This is a genomic window from Streptomyces yongxingensis (assembly GCF_055597465.1).
This window is the reverse complement of record NZ_CM145717.1, coordinates 9,767,945-9,790,030: the sequence shown is the minus strand read 5'-3', so window position 1 is coordinate 9,790,030 and position 22,086 is coordinate 9,767,945. Positions and strand designations below refer to the sequence as shown.

Sequence of the window (22,086 nt, the reverse complement as noted above, 5' to 3'; positions counted from 1 at the left end):
GGAGGGCTCGGGTGTCCGCCCCTTGGACGAGGAGAGATACCGTGAAAGCACATCGTCTGCCGTCCCGCCCGGGGCCGCGGCGGATCGGCGCCCTGGCCGTCGCCACCTCGGCCCTCGTCCTCGCCACGGCGGCCCCCGCCCTGGCCCACACCGAAGTGAGCGCCTCCGACTCCCGCGCCCTGGCGAAGAACGTCACGCTGACGTTCGAGTCGGAGGCGGAGGACGAAGGGGCCGGTTTCACCGAGATCCGGACCGTGTTGCCCAAGGGCATCGACCCCGGCGATGTGGAGCTGAAGCAGGCCCCGAAGGGCTGGAAGCTGAAGCCCACCCATGACGGCTACACCGTCGGCGGCCCAGCGCTCGCACCCGGTGAGAACGCCGAACACAGCATCGTCGTACGGCAGTTGCCCGATGCCACATCGCTGGCCTTCAAGACCGTGGACACCTACGAGGGCGGCAAGGTGTCCCGGTGGATCGAGGTGGCCCGCGACGGAGACCCGGAGCCGGAGAATCCCGCGCCGCTGCTGAAGCTCAAGGCCGCGGCCGCCGGCGCCACCCCGGACGCCTCGCCCTCGGCCTCGGCCTCCCCGAAGCCGGAGAGCGAGGCGCCGAGTTCGGGCGGCAAGGAGCCCGCGAAGGCCGCGACATCCGACGGCGGATCCGCCTGGCCCGCCGTGGGCATCATCATCGGCGTCTGTCTGTTCGCCCTGGCCGGAGGGTTTGTGCTGTTCCAGCAGCGGCGCGGCTCGGGTGGTGCGGGCGGCTCGGGCGCCGAATGAGCCGGGGGCGGCGCGTATGCCGATGCGCCGCCCCCGAACGGTCATGCCGAGGCGGCCGGATATGAGACGGTGACGCACCGGGCCAATGGCCCCGGGGCGCGGGTTTGCTGTCGGGTCGAGTGGTAACGCGGTGAACATGACCGAGAAGAAGAACGCACACACCGCCAAGAGCACCAGCGTGAACGCGAAGGCCACCGCCACCAAGGCCAAGGACACCGCGGACAAGGCCAAGGACACCGCGGGCAAGGCGGAGACCCACGCGAAGACCGCCGCGACCGGCGCGGCGGCGACCGCGGCGCACACCGCTCATGTCGCCGCCGACAAGGCTCAAGTGGCCGCCGGGAAGGCCGTGACCACCGGTCGTACCGTGGCCGCTGAGGCGCCCAAGAAGGCGGCCGCGGCGGCGGGTTCGGCCTGGATGATGATCAAGGCGCGGAAGGTCCTGGCAGCCGTCGCCGGTGCGGGTGCCGCCGCGGCGGGCGCCACCACCGCGATCGTCCTGCGCAGGCGCGCGGCTCGTCGTCGCCGCCCGCTGGCACGGCTGACCGGCGGCCGGCTCGGCGCTTGAGATTCGCGGTCGCACAGCACGTACGGCCTTCGTACGGAGGTATCCGCGCACACCGGGTCGGCCGACCGACCCCGAGCCCCACCCGATCCGGGTTCCGCGAGGAGGTCCGGCGCGGGATGGCCCGGCGGTATCCGGACGGCGTCCCCGAGGACCGTCAGAAGCTCGCCGAGTACGAGATGGACGTCATCATCCAGATGGGGTTCCCGGGCTACTTCCTCGTGGTCACCGACTTCATCATGTGGGCCAAGCGGCAGGGCATCGCCGTCGGGCCGGGCCGTGGCTCGGCGGCCGGTTCGATCGTCTCGTACGCCATGGGCATCACCGGCCTCGACCCGGTGGACCACGGCCTGATCTTCGAGCGGTTCCTCAACCCCGAGCGCGTCTCCATGCCGGACGTCGACATCGACTTCGACGAGCGCCGGCGGGTCGAGGTGATCCGCTAGTTCGACCTCTTCGGCGGCACGGGCGGTGACGGCGAGGGCGGCGAGGGGCCCGGCTTCGGCCTCGACGTCGAATTCACCTCCGAGGAGTGGGACAAGCCGTATCTGCTCGCCCAGGAGCGGGAGATGCTCGGTCTGTACGTCTCCGACCACCCGCTCCTCGGCCTGGAGCAGTTGCTGGCGGGCACGGCGGACGCCGCCGTCGCGCAGCTCACCGGCGGTGACTTCCCCGACGGCGCGGTGGTCACGGTCGGCGGCATCGTCAAGGGCCGACTCGACCGACGCGAGGACGTGCCCCGGCTGGTGGCGATGGAACTGTGCATCTGCGGGTGCGCGGCCGGACCAGGACCACCGTCTACCGGCTGGGCTACCGCATCGGCATCCGACCGGAGTTCTGGGCGGATCTCAAAGCGGCGGTGGCCGTCACCCGGGCGACATGAACCGGTGGCCGCCGCCGGGTCTCGCACCTTCCATGCCCCCGTTACGCAAGCCACTTACAATTCTTGCGCTACGCTTGCACGCATGACGCGACGACTTGCTGAAGTGGCGAAGAAGGTCGGTGTCAGCGAGGCCACGGTCAGCCGGGTCCTCAACGGCAAGCCCGGGGTCTCCGAAGCCACCCGGCAGGCGGTGCTGTCCGCGCTGGACGTCCTCGGTTACGAGCGGCCCACGCAACTGCGGGGCGACCGGGCCCGGCTGGTGGGGCTGGTGCTGCCCGAGCTGCAGAACCCCATCTTCCCCGCGTTCGCCGAGGTCATCGGCGGGGCTCTGGCGCAGCTCGGGTTGACTCCGGTGCTGTGCACCCAGACCAAGGGCGGGGTGTCGGAGGCCGATTACGTGGCCCTGCTGCTGCAACAGCAGGTCTCCGGGGTGGTGTTCGCGGGCGGGCTGTACGCGCAGGCCGACGCGCCGCACCACCACTACCGGCGGCTCGCCGAGCGCAACATCCCGGTGGTGCTGGTCAACGCGGCCATCGAGCACCTCGGTTTCCCGGCTGTCTCCTGCGACGACGCCGTGGCCATGGAGCAGGCGTGGCGGCATCTGGCCTCCCTCGGCCACGAGCGGATCGGGCTGGTACTCGGACCCGGTGACCACATGCCGTCGGCACGCAAGCTGGCGGCCGCGCGGGCGATCGCCGGCCGGCTTCCGGATGAGTTCGTGGCCCGGGCGATCTTCTCCATCGAGGGCGGCCACGCCGCGGCGTCCCGGCTGATCGACCGGGGCGTCACGGGGATCATCTGCGCCAGCGACCCGCTGGCCCTGGGCGCGATACGAGCCGGGCGCCGCAAGGGATTCGACGTGCCGTCGCGGGTGTCCGTGGTCGGTTACGACGACTCCGCGTTCATGAACTGCACCGAGCCGCCCCTGACCACCGTCCGCCAGCCCATCGAGGCCATGGGCAGGGCTGCGGTGGAACTGCTGAACGCGCAGATCGGCGGGGCGGCCGTACCGGCCGAGGAGCTGTTGTTCGAGCCCGAGCTGGTGGTGCGCGGCTCCACCGCCCAGGCGCCACGGGAGTGAGAGAGCGGACCGTCGAGGGTCCGGCCGAAGAGGCGGTCGGAAAGGCGGTCGACAGACTCAATCCACATGATTCGCAGCGCAGTTGAATAATTACAGAATCTACGCGACATCTTGCGGGCCGATGTCGTCGGTGCTTGAGTGTGCGGCGCACTCACGGTTGTGCGCGCCCCGCTCACGGCCGTGGGGCTTCCCTGCTCCTGTACAGAGGGGTCCACCCATGAGAAGCACCGGGTTCCGTCGTACTCTCATCGCGCTCAGCACGTTCTCCCTCGCCCTCACCGCCTGCGGCGGGTCGGACGACGGGTCGGCGGGCGGAAAGACGCGTATCACGGTCAACTGCATGCCGCCCAAGAGCGCCAAGGTCGACCGCAGGTTCTTCGAGGAGGACATCGCCTCCTTCGAGAAGCAGAACCCGGACATCGACGTCGTCGCGCATGACGCGTTCCCCTGCCAGGACCCGAAGACGTTCGACGCCAAGCTGGCCGGCGGCCAGATGGAGAACGTCTTCTACACGTACTTCACCGACGCCGGACACGTGGTCGACATCAACCAGGCGGCCGATCTCACCCCGTACGTCAAGGAGTTGAAGAGCTACTCCACCCTCAGCAAGCAGCTACGTGACATCTACACGGTCGACGGCAAGATCTACGGCATCCCGCGCACCGGCTACTCGATGGGTCTGATCTACAACCGCGAACTCTTCGAGAAGGCCGGACTCGATCCCGACAAGCCGCCGATGACGTGGGAGGAGGTCCGCGCCGACGCCAGGAGGATCGCCAAGCTGGGCGGTGGCACGGTCGGCTACGCGGACTACAGCGCCCAGAACCAGGGCGGCTGGCACTTCACGGCCGAGCTGTACTCACAGGGCGGCGATGTCGTCAGCGCGGACGGCAAGAAGGCCACCATCGACACCCCCCAGGCGCGGGCCGTCCTGCGGAACCTGCACGACATGCGCTGGGTGGACGACTCGATGGGCAGCAAGCAGCTCCTGGTCATCAACGACGCCCAGCAGCTGATGGGCTCCGGCAAGCTGGGCATGTACCTGGCCGCGCCCGACAACCTCCCGATCCTGGTGAAGGAGAAGGGCGGCAGCTACAGGGACCTCGCCATCGCCCCGATGCCCGGTGGCAAGTCCACGCTCATCGGCGGCGACGGCTACATGTTCCAGAAGAAGGACACACCCGCCCAGATCCGGGCCGGCCTCAAGTGGCTCGACCACATGTTCCTCACCCCGGGCAAGGGCTTCCTCGGCGACTACGTCCGCGCCAAGAAGCAAAACGCCCCGGTGGGCCTGCCCGAGCCACGGCTGTTCACCGGCGCCGCCGACGCCAAGGACCAGCAGATCAAGAAGGCCAACGCCAATGTTCCCGTGGGCAATTACCAGACCTTCCTCGACGGCAACCAGAAGCTGCGGATGAAGATCGAGCCGCCGCACGCGCAGCAGATCTACTCCGTGCTCGACGGAGCCGTGTCCGCCGTCCTGACCAAGAAGGACGCCGATATCGACCAGCTCCTGAAGGAAGCCTCCAGCAAGATCGACAACATTCTGGCCCGGGGCTGACCCGATGACCAAGACCGCTGCGCGGCCGCCCGCCGAGGCGATGGCCGTCCACCCGGTGCAGGCGCCGCCCCCGGCGGGGGGCCGGGGGCGGCGCCGCCTCGCCGACCAGGTCCGGGCCTATGGCTTCCTCCTCGGCGGCCTGATCTGCTTCGCGCTGTTCTCCTGGTATCCGGCGATCCGTGCGGTCGTGATCGCCTTCCAGAAGTACACGCCCGGCTCGTCCCCCGAATGGGTCGGCACCGCCAACTTCACCCGTGTCCTGCACGATCCGGAGTTCACCGCGGCCTGGCGGAACACCCTCACCTTCACCCTGCTGGCGCTGCTCATCGGCTTCGCCATCCCGTTCCTGCTCGCCCTCGTGCTCAATGAACTCCGGCACGCCAAGGCGTTCTTCAGGGTCGTGGTCTATCTGCCGGTGATGATCCCGCCGGTGGTCAGCGCCCTGCTGTGGAAGTGGTTCTACGACCCGGGCGCCGGGCTGGCCAACGAGGCGCTGCGCTGGTCGCACCTGCCCACCTCGAACTGGTCCAACGGCGCCGACACCGCCCTGGTCTCCCTCGTCATCGTGGCCACCTGGGCCAATATGGGCGGCACCGTCCTGATCTACCTGGCGGCGTTGCAGTCCATCCCCGGTGAGCTGTACGAGGCGGCCGAACTCGACGGCGCGAGCCTGCTCCAGCGCGTCCGTCACGTCACGATCCCCCAGACTCGGTTCGTGATCCTCATGCTGATGCTGTTGCAGATCATCGCGACGATGCAAGTCTTCACCGAGCCGTTCGTGATCACCGGCGGTGGCCCGGAGAACGCCACGGTCACCGTCCTCTACCTGATCTACAAGTACGCCTTCCTCTACAACGACTTCGGTGGCGCCTGTGCGCTGAGCGTGATGCTGCTCGTGCTGCTCGGCGCCTTCTCCGCCCTCTATCTGCGGCTCACCCGCTCCGAGGAGGACGACGCATGAGCACCCGGACCCTCGTCTCCCCCGCCACCCTGGCCCGCCCCCGCGGCCGGGCCGTCTACTGGACGGTCTTCACCGCCGTGGTGGTGCTGTTCGCGATCGCCTTCCTCTTCCCCGTCTACTGGATGGTGACCGGCGCGATGAAGTCCCCGGACGAGGTGGCGCGGACCCCGCCCACCCTCGCTCCGAAGGAGTGGCACCTCAGCGGCTACAGCGACGCCTGGGACCTGATGCAGCTTCCGCAGCACCTGTGGAACACGGTGGTCCAGGCAGCCGGGGCCTGGCTGTTCCAGCTGGTCTTCTGCACGGCCGCCGCCTACGCCCTGTCCAAGCTGAAGCCCGCCTTCGGCAAGGTGATCCTCGGTGGCATCCTCGCCACGCTGATGGTCCCGGCCCAGGCGCTGGTGGTGCCGAAGTACCTGACCGTCGCCGACCTGCCGCTGATCCACACCAGCCTGCTCAACGACCCGCTCGCGATCTGGCTGCCGGCCGTCGCCAACGCCTTCAACCTCTATCTCCTCAAGCGGTTCTTCGACCAGCTCCCGCGCGACGTCCTGGAGGCCGCCGAGATCGACGGCGCCGGGAAGCTGCGCACCCTGTGGTCGATCGTGCTGCCCATGTCGCGTCCGGTGCTCGGCGTTGTGTCGATCTTCGCGCTGGTGGCGGTGTGGCAGGACTTCCTGTGGCCGCTGATGGTCTTCTCGGACACCGGCGAGCAGCCGATCAGCGTGGCGCTCGTCCAGCTGTCGCAGAACATCCAGCTGACCGTGCTCATCGCCGCGATGGTCATCGCCAGCATCCCGATGGTCGCGCTGTTCCTCGTCTTCCAGCGGCACATCATCGCCGGGATCAGCGCGGGCGGCACGAAGGGCTGACACCGCCCCCTCGACAGAAAGGCTCCCACCGTGGCCCAGCCCACCCCTGCCCGGACACCGAACGACTGGTGGCGCTCCGCCGTCATCTACCAGGTGTATGTGCGCAGCTTCGCCGACGGGGACGGCGATGGCACCGGCGACCTCGCGGGCGTCCGCGCCAGGCTGCCGTACCTCGCCGAACTCGGCGTCGACGCGCTGTGGTTCAGCCCCTGGTACCAGTCGCCCATGAAGGACGGCGGCTATGACGTCGCCGACTACCGTGCCATCGACCCGGCCTTCGGCACCCTGGCCGAGGCGGAGAAGCTCATCGCCGAGGCCGGTGAGCTGGGCATCCGCACGATCGTCGACATCGTGCCGAACCACGTCTCCGACCAGCACCCCTGGTGGCGGGCCGCCCTCGCGGGCGGCGCCGAGCGCGAGCTCTTCCACGTCCGTCCGGGCCGCGGCGACCACGGTGAGCTGCCGCCCAACGACTGGACGTCGGAGTTCGGCGGCCCGGCGTGGACCCGGCTGCCCGACGGCCACTGGTATCTGCATCTGTTCGCCCCCGAGCAGCCGGACCTCAACTGGGCCCACCCGGCCGTGCGCCAGGAACACGAGGACATCCTGCGCTTCTGGTTCGAGCGGGGTGTCGCGGGGGTGCGCATCGACTCGGCCGCCCTGCTGGTCAAGGATCCCCGGCTGCCCGACTTCGTCGAGGGCCGCGATCCGCATCCGTACGTCGACCGCGATGAGCTCCATGACATCTACCGCTCCTGGCGCGCGGTGGCCGACGAGTACGGCGGTGTCTTCGTCGGTGAGGTGTGGCTGCCGGACAGCGAGCGCTTCGCCCGCTATCTGCGCCCCGACGAGCTGCACACCGCCTTCAACTTCTCCTTCCTGGCCTGCCCCTGGGACGCCCGGCGGCTGCGGACGTCGATCGACGAGACGCTCGCCGAACACGCCCCCGTGGGTGCTCCGGCCACCTGGGTGCTGTGCAACCACGATGTGACCCGCACGGTCACCCGCTACGGGCGCGAGGACACCGGTTTCGACTTCGCCACCAAGGTCTTCGGCACCCCCACCGACCTCGCCCTCGGCACCCGGCGGGCACGGGCCGCCGCCCTGCTGTCGCTGGCCCTGCCCGGCGCGGTCTACGTCTACCAGGGCGAGGAGTTGGGCCTGCCCGAGGCCGACATCCCCCGCGACCGCGTCCAGGACCCGATGCACTTCCGCTCCGGCGGCACCGACCCGGGCCGCGACGGCTGCCGGGTGCCGCTGCCGTGGGCGGCGCAGGCGCCGTACGCCGGTTTCGGCTCGCGCGAGGAGCCGTGGCTGCCACAGCCCGCGCACTGGGCCGTGTACGCGGCCGATCGGCAGACGGAGGACCCGGGCTCGATGCTCAGCCTCTACCGCGCGGCGATCCGCATCCGCCGCGCCACCCCCGGCTTCGGCGACGGGCCGCTGACCTGGCTCCCCTCGGCCGACGGTGTCCTCTCCTTCGCCCGTACGGACGGCCTGGTCTGCGTGGTCAACCTCGCGGACACCCCCACCGAGCTGGACGGCACCTCCCGGCTTCTGCTCAACAGCGGCCCGCTGGACGACCGGGGCCGCCTTCCGCGGGACACGGCGGCCTGGCTGCTCCGCTGAGCCGCCACCACCGCACCGCGCTATCCCACCACCCCCACCATGAAGGGATCAGCACATGCACCGCAGCAGTACCGCATCGGCATCCACCAAACGCCTGTCGGCGATCGGCGCGGCCGTCGCCCTCGCGGCCGGCACGCTCGTCACCCTGACCCCCACGGCCGCACACGCGGCCGCGGGCGCCTCCCTGCCGTTCACCTCGGCCGAGGCCGAGTCCGCCACCACCACGGGGACGAAGATCGGCCCCGACTTCACCCAGGCCACGCTCGCCTCCGAGGCGTCCGGGCGCCAGGCCGTCCGCCTCTCCGCCGGGCAGCGCGTGGAGTTCACCGCGCCGCGCGCGGCCAACGCGGTGAACGTGGCCTACAACGTGCCCGACGGCCAGTCGGGCACGCTGAACGTCTATGTCAACGGCACCAGGCTGGCCAAGACCATCGCGGTCACGTCCACGTACTCGTACGTGGACACCGGCTGGATCGCGGGGTCGAAGACCCACCACTTCTACGACAACGCCCGGGTGCTGCTCGGCCAAAACGTCCAGGCCGGTGACAAGATCGCCTTCGAGGCGGCGAACACCCAGGTCACCGTGGACGTGGCCGACTTCGAGCAGGTCGCGGCGGCCGCCTCCCAGCCCGCCGGATCGGTGTCCGTCACCTCCAAGGGCGCCGACCCCAGCGGGCAGGGCGACTCCACCCAGGCGTTCCGGGACGCCATCGCCGCCGCCCAGGGCGGAGTGGTCTGGATCCCGCCGGGTGACTACAAGCTGACCTCCTCGCTCAACGGTGTCCAGAACGTCACCCTCCAGGGCGCCGGGAGCTGGCACTCCGTGGTGCGCACGTCGCGGTTCATCGACCAGTCCGGCTCCTCCGGCAACGTCCACATCAAGGACTTCGCGGTCATCGGCGAGGTCACCGAGCGCGTCGACTCCAACCCCGACAACTTCGTCAACGGCTCGCTCGGCCCGGGCTCCAGCGTGTCGGGCATGTGGCTGCAGCACCTGAAGGTGGGGCTGTGGCTGACGGGCAACAACGACAACCTCGTGGTCGAGAACAACCGCTTCCTGGACATGACGGCCGACGGCCTCAACCTCAACGGCACCGCGAAGAACGTACGGGTCCGGAACAACTTCCTGCGCAACCAGGGCGACGACGCACTCGCCATGTGGTCGCTGTACTCGCCGGACACGGGCAGCAGCTTCGAGAACAACACCATCTCGCAGCCGAACCTCGCCAACGGCATCGCGATCTACGGCGGTACGGACATCACGGTCAAGAACAACCTGATCTCCGACACCAACGCCCTGGGCAGTGGTATCGCCATCTCCAACCAGAAGTTCCTGGACCCGTTCCATCCGCTGGCCGGCACGATCACGGTCGACGGCAACACGCTCGTCCGCGCGGGCGCCATGAACCCCAACTGGAACCACCCGATGGGCGCCCTGCGCGTCGACTCCTACGACAGCGCGATCGAGGCCACCGTCAACATCACCAACACGACCATCACCGACAGCCCGTACAGCGCCTTCGAGTTCGTCTCCGGCGGCGGCCGGGGCTACGCGGTCAAGAACGTCAATGTGTCCGGCGCGACCGTGACCAACCCCGGAACGGTCGTCGTCCAGGCCGAGGCGCAGGGGTCGGCGAAGTTCAGCGACGTCACGGCCGCCGGCGTCGGCGCGGCGGGCGTCTACAACTGCCCCTATCCGTCCGGCTCCGGCACCTTCGACCTCACCGACGGCGGTGGCAACTCCGGCTGGAGCAGCACCTGGTCGGACTGCTCCACCTGGCCCCGGCCCGGCCAGGGCAACCCGGATCCCGATCCGGGCCGCAACCTCGCCAAGGGCCGCCCGGCCACGGCGACCGGCTCCTGGGACGTCTACACCCCCGGCAAGGCGGTCGACGGCGACGCGAACACCTACTGGGAGTCGACCAACAACGCCTTTCCGCAGGCCCTGACCGTGGACCTCGGCTCCGGCCAGGCGGTCCGCCGGCTGGTGCTGAAGCTGCCGCCCTCGTCGGCCTGGGGCGCCCGCACCCAGACGCTGTCCGTGCTGGGCAGCACCGACGGCTCCTCGTACTCGACGGTGGTGGGCTCGCACGGCTACCGCTTCGACCCGGCGTCCGGCAACAAGGTCACCGTCACCCTGCCCGACAGCACGAACGTGCGCTTCCTGAGGCTCAACGTCACCGGCAACACCGGCTGGCCGGCGGCCCAGGTCAGTGAGGTGGAGGCGTATCTGACCCCGTGATCCTCACCCCCGCGCTTCGCCGTCCGGAACCGCCCGGGCGCCCCGGTCCCCGGCCCGGCGGAGCGCGGGGAACGAGGTGTGGATCACGGCGATCACCAGGGGGCCTTGCATGATCATGCGTAAGACTGCATACTCCTGCTGTGTCCAAAGTTCTCACCTCCCTCCCTGTCGGCGAACGCGTCGGGATCGCCTTCTCCGGCGGCCTCGACACCTCGGTAGCGGTCGCGTGGATGCGCGACAAGGGCGCGGTGCCCTGCACCTATACCGCCGACATCGGCCAGTACGACGAGCCCGACATCGCCTCGGTCCCCGGGCGCGCCACGACGTACGGCGCGGAGGTCGCCCGACTGGTGGACTGCCGGGCGGCCCTGGTGGAGGAGGGGCTCGCGGCCCTGGCCTGCGGGGCGTTCCACATCCGCTCCGGCGGCCGCAGCTACTTCAACACCACCCCGCTCGGGCGGGCGGTCACCGGCACCCTGCTGGTGCGCGCCATGCTCGAGGACGATGTGCAGATCTGGGGCGACGGCTCCACCTTCAAGGGCAATGACATCGAGCGGTTCTACCGCTACGGCCTGCTGGCCAACCCCTCCCTGCGGATCTACAAGCCGTGGCTGGACGCCGACTTCGTCAGCGAGCTCGGCGGCCGCAAGGAGATGTCGGAGTGGCTGCTCGCCCATGGCCTGCCCTACCGGGACAGCGCGGAGAAGGCGTACTCCACCGACGCCAACATCTGGGGCGCGACCCACGAGGCCAAGTCGCTCGAGCACCTCGACACCGGCATCGAGATCGTCCAGCCGATCATGGGCGTGCGGTTCTGGGACCCGTCGGTCGAGATAGCGGCCGAGGACGTCACGATCGGCTTCGAGCAGGGCCGGCCGGTGACGATCAACGGCAAGGAGTTCGCCTCCGCCGTCGATCTGGTGCTGGAGGCCAACGCCATCGGCGGACGGCACGGCATGGGCATGTCCGACCAGATCGAGAACCGCGTCATCGAGGCCAAGAGCCGGGGCATCTACGAGGCACCGGGCATGGCGCTGCTGCACGCGGCGTACGAGCGGCTGGTCAACGCGATCCACAACGAGGACACCGTCGCCACCTACCACACCGAGGGGCGCCGCCTCGGCCGGCTCATGTACGAGGGCCGCTGGCTGGACCCGCAGGCGCTGATGGTGCGCGAGGCGCTGCAGCGCTGGGTCGGCGCGGCGATCACCGGCGAGGTGACCCTGCGGCTGCGGCGCGGTGAGGACTACTCCATCCTGGACACCTCCGGACCGGCGTTCAGCTACCACCCGGACAAGCTCTCCATGGAGCGGACCGAGGACTCCGCCTTCGGTCCGGTGGACCGGATCGGCCAGCTCACCATGCGCAACCTCGACATCGCCGACTCGCGCGCCAAGCTGGAGCAGTACGCCGGTCTCGGCATGGTCGGCAGCTCGCATCCGGCGCTGATCGGCGCCGCGCAGGCGGCCTCCACCGGGCTGATCGGCGCGATGCCGCAGGGCGCCTCCGAGGCGATCGCCTCGGACGGGCGGGTGTCCGGGCAGGACACGCTGCTCGACCGCGCCGCGATGGAGTTCGGCGCCGACTGACCTCCCCGCTGCCCTGGTCCGACGCCCACCCGCGCCCCGAGCGCGGGTGGGCGTCGGCGTGTCCGGCCGGGCCGGGTCAGCGCACGGGCCGCTCCGCCGTGCCGCCGCCCAGACCGTCGACGTACGAGGCGATCCAGGCCAGCGGCGCGTTCCAGTTGATGGTGATCTCGTTGGTGGAGAACGCCATCAGGCTGTCGGTGTAGCACATCGCCGGGGCGCAGCCCTTCAGCTTCTTCTTGGCCACCGGGTCCTGGAGCCCGGAGTTCGGGCCGCCCGCCAGCGAACCGGGCGCCGGACGCGGCAGCCGGTGGTCGCGCTGGTGGGCCCAGAAGCGGTGGTGCTGGTTGTGCGAGTCCCGTTCGCCGTGGCCGGTGACATAGGACTGGTTGAGCGGATTGCCGCCCAGCAGATAGTCCATGCCGCGGAGCACCGCGTCGAGGTAGCGGTCCTTGCCCGTCAGGTCGTGTGCGGTGGCGAGCACGATCATGTTGTTGAGCACCTGGCTGTTGGAGCCCCACTCGTACCTGCCGCCCTTCGGCGCGTACGGCACGCCGTAGGCCGACTTCGCGGAGTCCGCGGCGTAGCGGTCGGCGGCCTTCGTCACCATCGCGCGCACCTCGGCGCGCTGCCGCTCGGTGAGCTTGTTGGGGACGGTGGCCAGGTCCAGCGCTCCGAGGCCCGCGGTCGAGGCCCACGACATGCCGCCGCCGCGCGGGAAGAGCGCGCCCACGTCGTGGTGGAGCGGCGAGTCGAGCACCGCCTTGGCGTAGGCGTGGTCGCCGGTGGTGATGAACAGCTCGGCCGCGGCCCAGTAGAACTCGTCGCCGACGTACCGGTCGCCGTAGGCACCGCCACCCGTGGAGTCCTTGTCGCTGGCGTAGATCTTCGGATGTGCCTTGGCCGCGTCCCACGCGGCCCGGGCCGCGTGCAGACAGCGGGCGGCGAACTCCGGGTCGTAGGACTTGAACAGCCGGGCGCTCTGCGCGGCGGACGCCGCCAGGTTGAGCGTGGCCGCGGTGGACGGCTTGTGCAGCTCGCGCTGTTGCTGGTCCCGGTCCGGCCGGGTCGGGAACCCGGTCCACAGCTTGTCGTGCACCTTGTGGAACGCCATACCGGCGAGCGGCTTGCCCTTCGGCACCTGCATGCGCAGGAGGAATTCCATCTCCCAGCGGGCCTCGTCCAGGATGTCCGGAACGCCGTTGCCACGCTCGGGCACCCGGAGCCGGCCGTCGCCAAGCGGCGCGGCGTCGACGCCCTTGGTGGTGCGGGTGCGCTCGTAGGCGGACATCAGCTGGGCCACCGAGATGCCGCCGTTGACGACGTACTTGCCCTGGTCACCGGCGTCGTACCAGCCACCGGCGACATTCCGGCGGTAGTCGCACACGCCCTTGACGCACGGGACGTCGGTGTCGCCCCGGTGCGGGGCCGCCTTGTCATGGCCCGCGGGACGGGCGTACGTGCGGCCCACGAGATCCGCGTCGATCTTGATGCCGCTGCGGTTGTGGTAGAAGTACGCGAGCGCGTCGCTCCGCAGCGAGTCGTAGAGGTGGTCGCCGATGGCGAACGGCTCGCTCTTCTTGCCGTCGATGGTGACGGTGTACCCCTCGCCCGCGTCGGTGACCTTGCTGAAGTCGAAGGTCTGGACGTTTTGCCGGGAGCTGGGGTCCACACCCGCGGGGGTGGTGGTCCCGTGCGCTCGCTCGGTCCCGTCGGCGGCCCGGAGCGTCCAGGTCAGCGGCTTGGTGGCAGGGGTGACGACGGTGCCCTTCTTGGGGCCGTGGGTCAGATAGCCGACCTGGTTCACCCGCACCGGCGAGCCGGTGTCGACCTTGGGAGCGGCCGTCCCGGCGCCGTGCCGCGCGTGGTGGTCCACGGCGCCCGCCGCGGGCGCGGCCAGGGCGCCGAGGGTCAGTCCGGCCGCGACCGCCGCGCCCACCACGCGCCGGCGGCGGCGGTCGGTCCGATCAGGGGTGATCCGTACGCGAGGAGCAGAAGGAGACAAGACTCAGCACTTCCGGGGGTTCGGCGTCTTTTCCGTCCCTCAGAGGCTAAGAAGAGGCCCTGGCCTGCGGCTTCGTACGCTTAGCCGAAATCCGGGTACACCAGGTGGCCCAGGCCGGTCTCCTTCGATCGAGGTATTTCAGGAGGTGAGCCGCCGTGGCGGCGGGCTACCAGCGGGCGAGGTCCGCCTGGAAGGACGGGTCGAAGCGCCGCATGTACCCGGTGTCATCGCGGTTGCGCAGTCCGCACTGGACATATTGCTCATGCAGGCGCGCCAGGGCGCCGGGGTCCAGCTCCACGCCGAGGCCGGGGGCGCCCGGCACGGGCACCGCGCCGTCCACGAAGGTCAGCGCGCCGTCCACGATCACGTCCTCGGTCTTCCACGGCCAGTGGGTGTCGCAGGCGTAGGTGAGGTTCGGGGTGGCCGCGGCGAGGTGGGTCATCGCGGCCAGGCTGATGCCCAGGTGCGAGTTCGAATGCATGGACAGGCCCATGCCGAAGGTGTCGCAGATGCCGGAGAGCAGCTTGGAACGGCGCAGCCCGCCCCAGTAGTGGTGGTCGGAGAGGACGACCTGGACGGCGTCGGCGGCCACCGCGGGGGCCAGCTCGTCGAAGGCGACCACGCACATGTTGGTGGCCAGCGGCATGGGGACCTCGCGGGCGACCGCGGCCATGCCGTCGATCCCGGGGGTGGGGTCCTCCAGGTACTCCAGCACGCCCTCGAGCGCGTGCCCGACCTTCACCGAGGTCTCCGTCGTCCAGACGGCATTGGGGTCCAGGCGCAGCGGATGGTCGGGGAAGGCGCGGCGGAGCGCCCGGATCGCCTCGATCTCCTCCTCGGGGGGCCGGACGCCGCCCTTCAGCTTGATCGCGGTGAAGCCGTAGTCGTCCACCATCCGGCGGGCCTGCGCCACGATGGCATCGGGGTCGAGGGCCTCGCCCCACTCGTCCGGCTCCTGGCCGGGGTGGGCGGCCCATTTGTAGAAGAGGTAGGCGCTGAACGGGACGGCGGACCGCACGGCGCCGCCGAGCAGGTCGCTGACCGGGCGGCCGATGGCCTTGCCCTGGATGTCCAGGAGCGCCACCTCGAACGGGGAGACGACCCGGTCGACGGTGCTGCTGGTGGTGATCATGCCGGTGAGCCCGGAGCCGCCGGAGCCGCCCACGCGGTCGATGACCCGCTGGACGCGCTGGTGCAGCTCCTCGGTGGCGAAGGCGTCCAGCCCGACGATCTCGTGTCCGACGGCCGCCAGGCGCTCCAGGTGGAGCTCGTCCGCGTAGGTCTCGCCGAGCCCGGTCAGGCCCGCGTCGGTGTGGATCTGCACGATCGAGCGGAGCGCGAAGGGCTCGTGGACGCCGACGGAGTTGAGCAGGGCCGGGTCGCGGAAGGCGACGGGGGTGATGGTGACATCCGTGATGCGCAGGGGTGCTCCGTCAGACATCGACGTCCATTCATATGGGTGAACGGGTGGTAGGTGTGTGAACCTTATCAAGGGGGCTGCCCCACCGAGGAGCAGCCAAAACACCTGCCACAACTCCTGTGATTCGGCCTGGAATTGTTGCTTCCGGAGTCATTGACCGGCGGAACGGGTGATCGTAAGGTCTGCACCCCACTCCCACTGGGTTCATGTGCATGAACGATGCGAGGAGAGCCGCCATGGTGAATCCCCCCGCCCCCGACCGCGACCCGGCCGCCTCCTCGGAGCTCGTCCAACGGTCCGTGACCAAGTTTCTGCGACGTGTGATGCCCATCCTGGTCATCATGCTCGTGGTCAACCAGATGGACCGCACCAACGTCGGCTTCGTCCAGGACGACCTCAAGGCCGACATCGGCATCGGAAGCGCGGCCTACGGGCTCGGCGCCGGGCTGTTCTTCATCGGCTACGCCCTGCTCGAAGTCCCCAGCAACATGCTGATGGAGCGCTTCGGCGCCCGGGTCTGGCTCACCCGGATCATGATCAGCTGGGGCGCGGTGACCGTCCTCATGTGCTTCATGACCGGGGCCACCTCCTTCTACGTCCTGCGGTTCCTGCTGGGCATCGCGGAGGCGGGGTTCTTCCCCGGTGTGATGTACTACCTCACCACCTGGCTGCCGGACTCCGCGCGCGGCCGGGCCAGCGCCATCTTCCTCGGCGGCTCGGCCACCGCCTACATCGTCACCGGGCCCATCAGCGGCGCGCTGCTGGAAATGCACGGCCTGGGCGGATTCGCCGGCTGGCGCTGGATGTTCGCGCTGGAAGGCGCCATCTCCATCGGCGTGGGCCTCGTCGCCGCCTTCTTCCTCGTCTCGCGGATCCAAGACGCCCGCTGGCTGAGCAGCGAGGAGAAGGCCGCCCTCAGCGCGGCGGTCGACCGGGACCGCGAGGCGCGCAGCCGCGAGCCTCAGGTGTCCAGGCTGCGCCTGGTGGTCCACCCCCAGGTGGCGCTGCTGACCGGCGTGTTCTTCGCCATGGCGCTCACCGGATACGCGATCACCTTCTGGCTGCCGAGCCTGGTGGACGACATCGGCGGGCTCTCGTCCTTCCAGATCGGGCTGCTCACGGCCATCCCGTGGATCTGCGCGGTCATCGCGATGTACACGATGAGCCGCTACACCGACCGCGTGCCGGACCGTCGGCCCTACCTCGCGATCGTGCTGGTGCTGTCCGCCATCGGCACCTTCCTCGCCACCCTGGGCTCCCCGTGGTTCGGGCTCGCGGCCGTCACGCTGGCCGCCGTCGGCAGCAAGTGCGCCGCCAACCTCTTCTGGCCGCTGGCCCAGTCCACGCTCGACCTCAAGGTCACGGCCGCGGGGCTCGCCGTCGTCAACTCCCTCGGCAACCTCGGCGGCTTCGTCTCCCCCACCCTCTTCGGCTATCTGGAGGAGACGACGGGCAGCACCAACGGCGGCCTCTACGCGCTCTCCGCGGCCTCGCTGCTCGCCACCGTCGGTGTCTACTTCATCCGCCGCGGCAGCGGCCGTGGCGGAGCCGGGGCCGCCGCGCCCGCCCCCGTCCGGACCGTCTCCGGGTGACCCCGGCGCGGCCCCGCCCGGAGCCGTGTGGTTCCGGGCGGCCGGGGTGGCGCCATCAACGGGACGCGCCGAACGCCGGTGACGCCGTCCAGGGCCCCGGAGACACACGGCCCCTCCTCCACGAAGGTGACCCGTTCCTCCCATGTGACGGGTGGCGGGAAGTGGCGTCGGCCGTCGGCCGTGGAGCGGTCAGGCGCCGGTGCGGAGCACCAGCTTGCCGCGGGTGTGGCCGCTCTCCCCCTGGCGGTGGGCGCGGCCGGCCTCCTCCAGCGGGAAGACGTCCTCGACCTCGACCTCGACCGCGCCCTGGTCGACAAGGCCGGCGATGGTGGTCAGGGCGGCGCCGTCCGGCTCGACGAGGAAGGGGCTGGTGCGCACGCCGCGGGCGTCCGCGGCCGCCCGCAGCTCGGGGCTGACGCCACTGGGAACGGCCACCAGCAGTCCCCCCTTCTTGAGCACCTCCAGGGAACGGGTGCTCGTGGCGTCGTGCTCCTCTCCCAGCAGGTCGATCACCACATCGACGTCCTCGACCGTGCCCTCGAAGCGCTGCTTGGTGTAGTCGATCAGCTCCGCCGCTCCGAGCCGGCCGAGCCATTCGTGGCGGCTCTCCCGGGCGGTCCCCGCCACCCACGCCCCCAGGTGCCGGGCGAACTGGACGGCGAAGTGCCCGACGCCACCGGCGGCGGCGTGCACCAGAACCCGCTGACCGGCCTCCACCCTGGCGGTGTCCACCAGGATCTGCCAGGCCGTCAGCGCCGCCAGCGGCACGGCGGCCGCCGCCTCGTGGCTCAACGTGGCGGGCTTACGGGCGAACTGGCGGGCGGGGGCCGTCACGAACTCCGCGTAGCCGCCCGCCTGACGGGGGAACCACGGCATTCCGTACACCTCGTCACCGGGGGCCAGCGTGGTCACCCCGAACCCGACTTCCTCGACCACACCGGAGACGTCCCAGCCCAGGGTGAACGGCGGCTCGCCGAGCACGCCCGCCATACCTCCGCCCTGACGGGTCTTCCAGTCGACCGGGTTGACGCCGGCGGCGTGCACCCGCACCAGCACCTCGGTGGGCAGCGGCTCCGGCCGCGCGACCTCCGCGACGCGCAGCACCTCCGGGCCGCCGAGCGCGTCCTGTACCACCGCACGCATCATGGACCTGGGCACGTGTGCCTCCTGAGCTCATCCGTATCTCTCACGCCCGCTCTCCGAGCGCGTTCGCACGCTAACCTCAGGGACCTGGTTACCCACAAGGGACACTGCTATCTTTTGGGTAGTACATAGCGGCCCGGAAGGTTTCCTCCATGAGTACGCGATGCCACACGGGCCAGCACGCCCATCATGATGTGTACGAGGCCCAGTGCCCGTGCCGCGCCATGCTGGATCTGCTGGCGAACAAGTGGTCGGCGCTGGCCATCGGCGCCCTTGAGGACGGCCCTCTCCGATTCGGCGGGCTGCAGCGCCGCCTTCAGGGGGTCAGCCCCAAGGTGCTCACCCAGACACTGCGGCGCCTCGAAGACGCCGGGCTGGTGGAGCGGACCGTCTACCCGGCCGTCCCGCTCCATGTGGAGTACGAGCTCTCTCCCCTGGGCCACAGCGCGTCCGTTCCGCTCAGGAATCTGCGTCTGTGGGTGGAGGACAATCTGGATCTCACCACCACGGCCGCGAAGCCGATGTGACGGCGCCGGTCCCCTGCCGCCGCCGCCCGGTCCCCCCCTCAGCACCCTCCTCGCAGCCGGGAGGGCGCCCTGGTCCGGGCCCTGTCAGGCGGTGGGGGCGGTACGGATGGCGGCGATGTCGAACTGGAGGCGGACCTTCTCACTCACCAGGGCGCCGCCCTCGGCCAGCCTGGCGTTGTACGTCAGCCCCCATTCGGAGCGGTTGATGGTGGTCGTGCCGTCGAAGCCCGCCCGCTGGTAGCCGAAGGGATCCGTGACATGTCCGATGTAGGTGAGCTCCAGGACGACGGGGCGGGTGACGTCCCTGATCGTGAGCTCCCCGGCCATGCGGTAGACGTCCGGGCCCGCGACCTCCACGGCGGTGCTGATGAACCGGATGTGCGGGAAGGTTCTGGCATCCAGGAAATCCCGGCCCATCAAGTGGTCGTCGCGCTGCTCGACACCGGTCTGGACACTGGCGGTGGACAGCAGGACCTCGGCCCGGGAACGGCGCGGGTCGCGGCCGTCGAAGTAGAGTCGGCTCTCGAACTCAGTGAAGGCGCCACGCACCGTGCTCACCATGGCGTGCCGGACGGAGAAACCGATCCGGCTGTGCGCCGGGTCGACGATCCACTCTCCGGTGAGAGCCGCGAGGCCGGGATCCGACAGAGCGACGGCGCCGGACGTCGCCCGCGTAGTGGGGGCCGCCGGTGCGGCGCTGGCGATCGCGCGGCGGGCGGTACTGCGGCTGAACAGGTTCATGCCACCCGTTGTTATGTCAACTTAGGGGATGACGCAACCCTTGATCAAGAGCAGATACTCAAGGATCTTGAGTAAGTGTCTGCGATGTACCCCCCGAGGAGAAGTCACCGTTGACGACCGACAGTTACTACGAGCCGATCGACGAGCACCGCTACAAGCCCACCTCCCACGTCAGCGGCGCCTGGAGCAGCGACGAACAGCACTTCAGCCCGCTCGGCGGTCTCATCGTCCACGCCATCGACCGCCACCTCGCCACCCGTCCGGACACCGGGCTGCTGCTCAGCCGGATCAGCTTCGACATCCTCGGGCGGCTCGCCCTCGACGAGTGCGAGATCCGGGTGGAGACCATCCGGCCCGGCCGCACCATCGAACTCCTCGAGGCCGTGGTGCTCATCGCGGACCGTCCCGTGGTCCGGGCCCGCGCCTGGCTCCTCGCCGCCGTGGACACCGCCGCCGTGGCCGGTGGCGCCGAGGAGCGGCTCACCCCTCCCGAGAAGCTCGACCCCTGGTCGATGGCATCGCTGTGGCCCGGCGGGTACATCGCCTCCCTGGACTCCCGCCCGCTCGCGCCGCGCGAGCCGGGCCGCGCGACGCTCTGGGTCTCCACCCCGCTCGACCTCGTGGCCGGACAGGCCAGCACCCCGCTGGCCTCGTACATCGCGCTCGTGGACACCGCCAACGGCATCGCCGTACGGCAGTCGCCCACCGCCTGGATGTTCCCCAACGTCGACCTGACCATCCACCTCCACCGGCAGCCCGAGGGCCGCTGGACCGGGCTGGACACCACGGTCACCTTCGGCAGCACCGGCCAGGGCATCACCAGCACCGTGCTGCACGACCTGCGCGGTCCGGTCGGCCACGCCCAGCAGATCCTCACCGTCCGGCCCCTGCCCGGCACCTGACCGCGCACGGGACAGGCCGCCACCGGCGAGGTGGCGGCTCCCCCTGTACGATGAGTCCGCAAGCAACGAACCACTCTGCCTGACGCAGAGCTGGCGCGACCGCTCGGCGGCCGCGGTCCTTCGAGCCCCCTGATCGGCGCGGACCCGGTATCTACCCCGGTCCAGCGCGAGAGGACAGCTCTCGGCGCACTCCGCCACGCCGGCCCGGGTGCGCTACCAGGCGGCGGAAAGGCGTCGGCCGTGGCATCCGCGGTCTCCAGCGACACCCCTCCCCCCGTCCAGCGCGTCGGCTACCGGCAATTGCTGCGCACACCGGGTGTGTGGACCTTCCTGCTGCCTGGGTTCGCCGCCCGGCAGCCGTTCGCGATGCTGACGATCAGCATCGTGCTCCTGCTGCGCCACACCACCGGGTCGTACGGTGTCGCCGGTGCGGTCGCGGCCGTCACCGGCGTCTCCATGGCGCTGTTCGCGCCCCAGAGCGGCAAGCTCGCCGACCGCCACGGGCAGCGTGCGGTCCTGGTGCCGGGTGTGCTGCTCCACGCGGCGGCCGCGGCCCTGCTGACGGCGCTCGCCCTGGCCCACGCGCCGCTGTGGGCGCTGATCGCCGCCGCGGTGCCCACGGGCGCCTCCGTCCCACAGGTCGGGCCCATGGTGCGGGCCCGCTGGGCGGCCGCCCTCGGGGACGGCGCGCCGGGCGGATCCGGGCCGCGCCCGGGACGCCATCCGCTCCTGGCGACCGCGGCCGCGTTCGAGTCCGTGACGGACGAGCTCACGTTCGTCATCGGCCCGGTGCTCGCCACCGCCCTGAGCACCGCCGTGCACCCGGCCTCCGGCCTGATCGCGGAGGCCGCGCTGACGCTGGTGGGCGGGCTGCTCTTCGCGGCCCGGCGCCGTACGGCGCCACCGCCGGGCCCGGCGCGGGCGGACGCGCGGGAGCGGCACGCCTCGGCCCTGTCCGTGCCGGGCGTGCGGGTCCTGGCCGTGGCCTTCCTGGGCATCGGCTCGGTCTTCGGCGGGATGCAGGTCGCCCTGACCGCCTTCACCCAGGAGCAGGGCCAACCGGGCCTGAACGGCGTGCTGTACGGCGTGTTCGCGGCGGGCAACATGCTCGCGGGCGTGGCCTGCGGCGCCATCGCCTGGCGCACCTCCCCGCGCCGGCGGCTGCTGACCGCCTACGCCGCGCTGACGCTGATCTGCTCGACGCTGTGGGCGGTGTCCGCGCCACTGCCGCTGGGCGGGCTGGGGCTGCTGGCGGGCCTGTGCATCGCACCGGCGCTGATCACCGGGTACACCCTGGTGGAGGCGCTGGTCCCGGCCGCCTCCCGGACGGAGGCGTTCACCTGGCTGACCGGCTCGGTCGCGCTGGGGCAGGCCGCGGCGGTGACGGCGGGCGGACAGGTGGCGGACGGCTTCGGCGCGAGCGCCGCCTTCACCGTGCCGCTCGTGGGCACGGCCCTGTCCCTGCTGACGGTGGTGTCCCTGCGCGCCCACATCGCACCGCGCGGCACCACCACGGCGATACGCCAGGACCAGCGCACCGCCGACCCCCGCTCCGCCTCGCTCGAGGCGGCGGACACCACCTCCTGAGCGACGCCCC

Annotated in this window: 18 protein-coding genes and 1 pseudogene; 15 read left to right on the top strand and 4 right to left on the bottom strand. The window is 70.6% G+C overall.

Annotated elements, in window-relative coordinates:
• Positions 1-41: 41 nt before the first annotated feature.
• The 11 genes and pseudogenes from ACZ6TD_RS41875 to argG all read left to right on the top strand — a co-directional run bounded on the left by ACZ6TD_RS41875 (position 42) and on the right by argG (position 12,162).
• Positions 42-779 carry a DUF1775 domain-containing protein gene (locus ACZ6TD_RS41875; RefSeq protein ID WP_471346621.1) on the top strand — a complete coding sequence of 246 codons (738 nt, stop codon included), beginning with the start codon at positions 42-44 and terminating at the stop codon, positions 777-779.
• A gap of 136 nt (positions 780-915) precedes the next feature.
• Positions 916-1,347 carry a hypothetical protein gene (locus tag ACZ6TD_RS41870; RefSeq protein ID WP_471346620.1) on the top strand — a complete coding sequence of 144 codons (432 nt, stop codon included), beginning with the start codon at positions 916-918 and terminating at the stop codon, positions 1,345-1,347.
• Between the two features lie 92 nt (positions 1,348-1,439).
• Positions 1,440-1,787, top strand: a pseudogene (locus ACZ6TD_RS41865) (DNA polymerase III subunit alpha); the annotation flags it as partial.
• 317 nt (positions 1,788-2,104) lie between these two features.
• Positions 2,105-2,227, top strand: coding sequence for a hypothetical protein (locus ACZ6TD_RS41860; protein WP_471346618.1), 123 nt, complete (start codon positions 2,105-2,107; stop codon positions 2,225-2,227).
• An 82-nt stretch (positions 2,228-2,309) separates the two neighbouring features.
• Positions 2,310-3,308 (top strand): LacI family DNA-binding transcriptional regulator, encoded by a 999-nt coding sequence (locus tag ACZ6TD_RS41855; RefSeq protein ID WP_471346616.1) that lies wholly within the window; start codon positions 2,310-2,312, stop codon positions 3,306-3,308.
• Positions 3,309-3,525: 217 nt separating this feature from the next.
• Positions 3,526-4,869, top strand: a complete 1,344-nt coding sequence (locus ACZ6TD_RS41850) for an ABC transporter substrate-binding protein (protein ID WP_471346615.1) — start codon at positions 3,526-3,528, stop codon at positions 4,867-4,869.
• A gap of 4 nt (positions 4,870-4,873) precedes the next feature.
• Complete coding sequence (locus tag ACZ6TD_RS41845; protein ID WP_471346613.1) at positions 4,874-5,830, top strand: carbohydrate ABC transporter permease; 957 nt, start codon at positions 4,874-4,876, stop codon at positions 5,828-5,830.
• Positions 5,827-6,702 (top strand): carbohydrate ABC transporter permease, encoded by an 876-nt coding sequence (locus ACZ6TD_RS41840; protein WP_471346611.1) that lies wholly within the window; start codon positions 5,827-5,829, stop codon positions 6,700-6,702. Before ACZ6TD_RS41845 ends, ACZ6TD_RS41840 begins: the two co-directional genes overlap by 4 nt.
• A 30-nt stretch (positions 6,703-6,732) precedes the next feature.
• Entirely contained in the window at positions 6,733-8,331 is a 1,599-nt protein-coding gene (locus ACZ6TD_RS41835) for a glycoside hydrolase family 13 protein (protein ID WP_471346609.1), read from the top strand.
• A gap of 55 nt (positions 8,332-8,386) precedes the next feature.
• Positions 8,387-10,573: a discoidin domain-containing protein gene (locus tag ACZ6TD_RS41830; RefSeq protein WP_471346607.1), complete on the top strand. Its 2,187-nt coding sequence runs from the start codon at positions 8,387-8,389 to the stop codon at positions 10,571-10,573.
• A 140-nt stretch (positions 10,574-10,713) separates the two neighbouring features.
• A complete protein-coding gene (argG, locus tag ACZ6TD_RS41825) occupies positions 10,714-12,162 on the top strand; it encodes an argininosuccinate synthase (protein WP_471346605.1) in 1,449 nt (482 codons plus the stop codon).
• Between the two features lie 76 nt (positions 12,163-12,238).
• Here the strand turns inward: argG and ACZ6TD_RS41820 are convergent, their stop codons facing one another.
• Both ACZ6TD_RS41820 and ACZ6TD_RS41815 read right to left on the bottom strand, forming a co-directional pair.
• Complete coding sequence (locus ACZ6TD_RS41820) at positions 12,239-14,101, bottom strand: glycoside hydrolase family 9 protein (RefSeq protein WP_471358519.1); 1,863 nt, start codon at positions 14,099-14,101, stop codon at positions 12,239-12,241.
• Between the two features lie 229 nt (positions 14,102-14,330).
• Positions 14,331-15,605, bottom strand: a complete 1,275-nt coding sequence (locus ACZ6TD_RS41815) for a glucarate dehydratase family protein (protein ID WP_471346603.1) — start codon at positions 15,603-15,605, stop codon at positions 14,331-14,333.
• A 215-nt stretch (positions 15,606-15,820) separates the two neighbouring features.
• On the opposite strand from ACZ6TD_RS41815, the gene ACZ6TD_RS41810 reads away from it, so the two are divergent.
• Complete coding sequence (locus ACZ6TD_RS41810) at positions 15,821-17,176, top strand: MFS transporter (RefSeq protein WP_471346601.1); 1,356 nt, start codon at positions 15,821-15,823, stop codon at positions 17,174-17,176.
• 189 nt (positions 17,177-17,365) lie between these two features.
• Here ACZ6TD_RS41810 and ACZ6TD_RS41805 read toward each other — a convergent pair whose 3' ends face one another.
• A complete protein-coding gene (locus ACZ6TD_RS41805) occupies positions 17,366-18,319 on the bottom strand; it encodes an NADP-dependent oxidoreductase (RefSeq protein ID WP_471358516.1) in 954 nt (317 codons plus the stop codon).
• A gap of 152 nt (positions 18,320-18,471) precedes the next feature.
• Between ACZ6TD_RS41805 and ACZ6TD_RS41800 the strand changes: the two genes are divergently transcribed.
• Positions 18,472-18,846 carry a winged helix-turn-helix transcriptional regulator gene (locus ACZ6TD_RS41800; RefSeq protein WP_471346599.1) on the top strand — a complete coding sequence of 125 codons (375 nt, stop codon included), beginning with the start codon at positions 18,472-18,474 and terminating at the stop codon, positions 18,844-18,846.
• 84 nt (positions 18,847-18,930) lie between these two features.
• On the opposite strand, the gene ACZ6TD_RS41795 is transcribed toward ACZ6TD_RS41800, so the two are convergent.
• Entirely contained in the window at positions 18,931-19,587 is a 657-nt protein-coding gene (locus ACZ6TD_RS41795; RefSeq protein WP_471346597.1) for a YceI family protein, read from the bottom strand.
• Between the two features lie 110 nt (positions 19,588-19,697).
• Between ACZ6TD_RS41795 and ACZ6TD_RS41790 the strand changes: the two genes are divergently transcribed.
• Positions 19,698-20,489: a thioesterase family protein gene (locus tag ACZ6TD_RS41790; protein WP_471346596.1), complete on the top strand. Its 792-nt coding sequence runs from the start codon at positions 19,698-19,700 to the stop codon at positions 20,487-20,489.
• Between the two features lie 240 nt (positions 20,490-20,729).
• Positions 20,730-22,076, top strand: coding sequence for an MFS transporter (locus tag ACZ6TD_RS41785; RefSeq protein WP_471346594.1), 1,347 nt, complete (start codon positions 20,730-20,732; stop codon positions 22,074-22,076).
• Positions 22,077-22,086 lie beyond the last annotated feature (10 nt).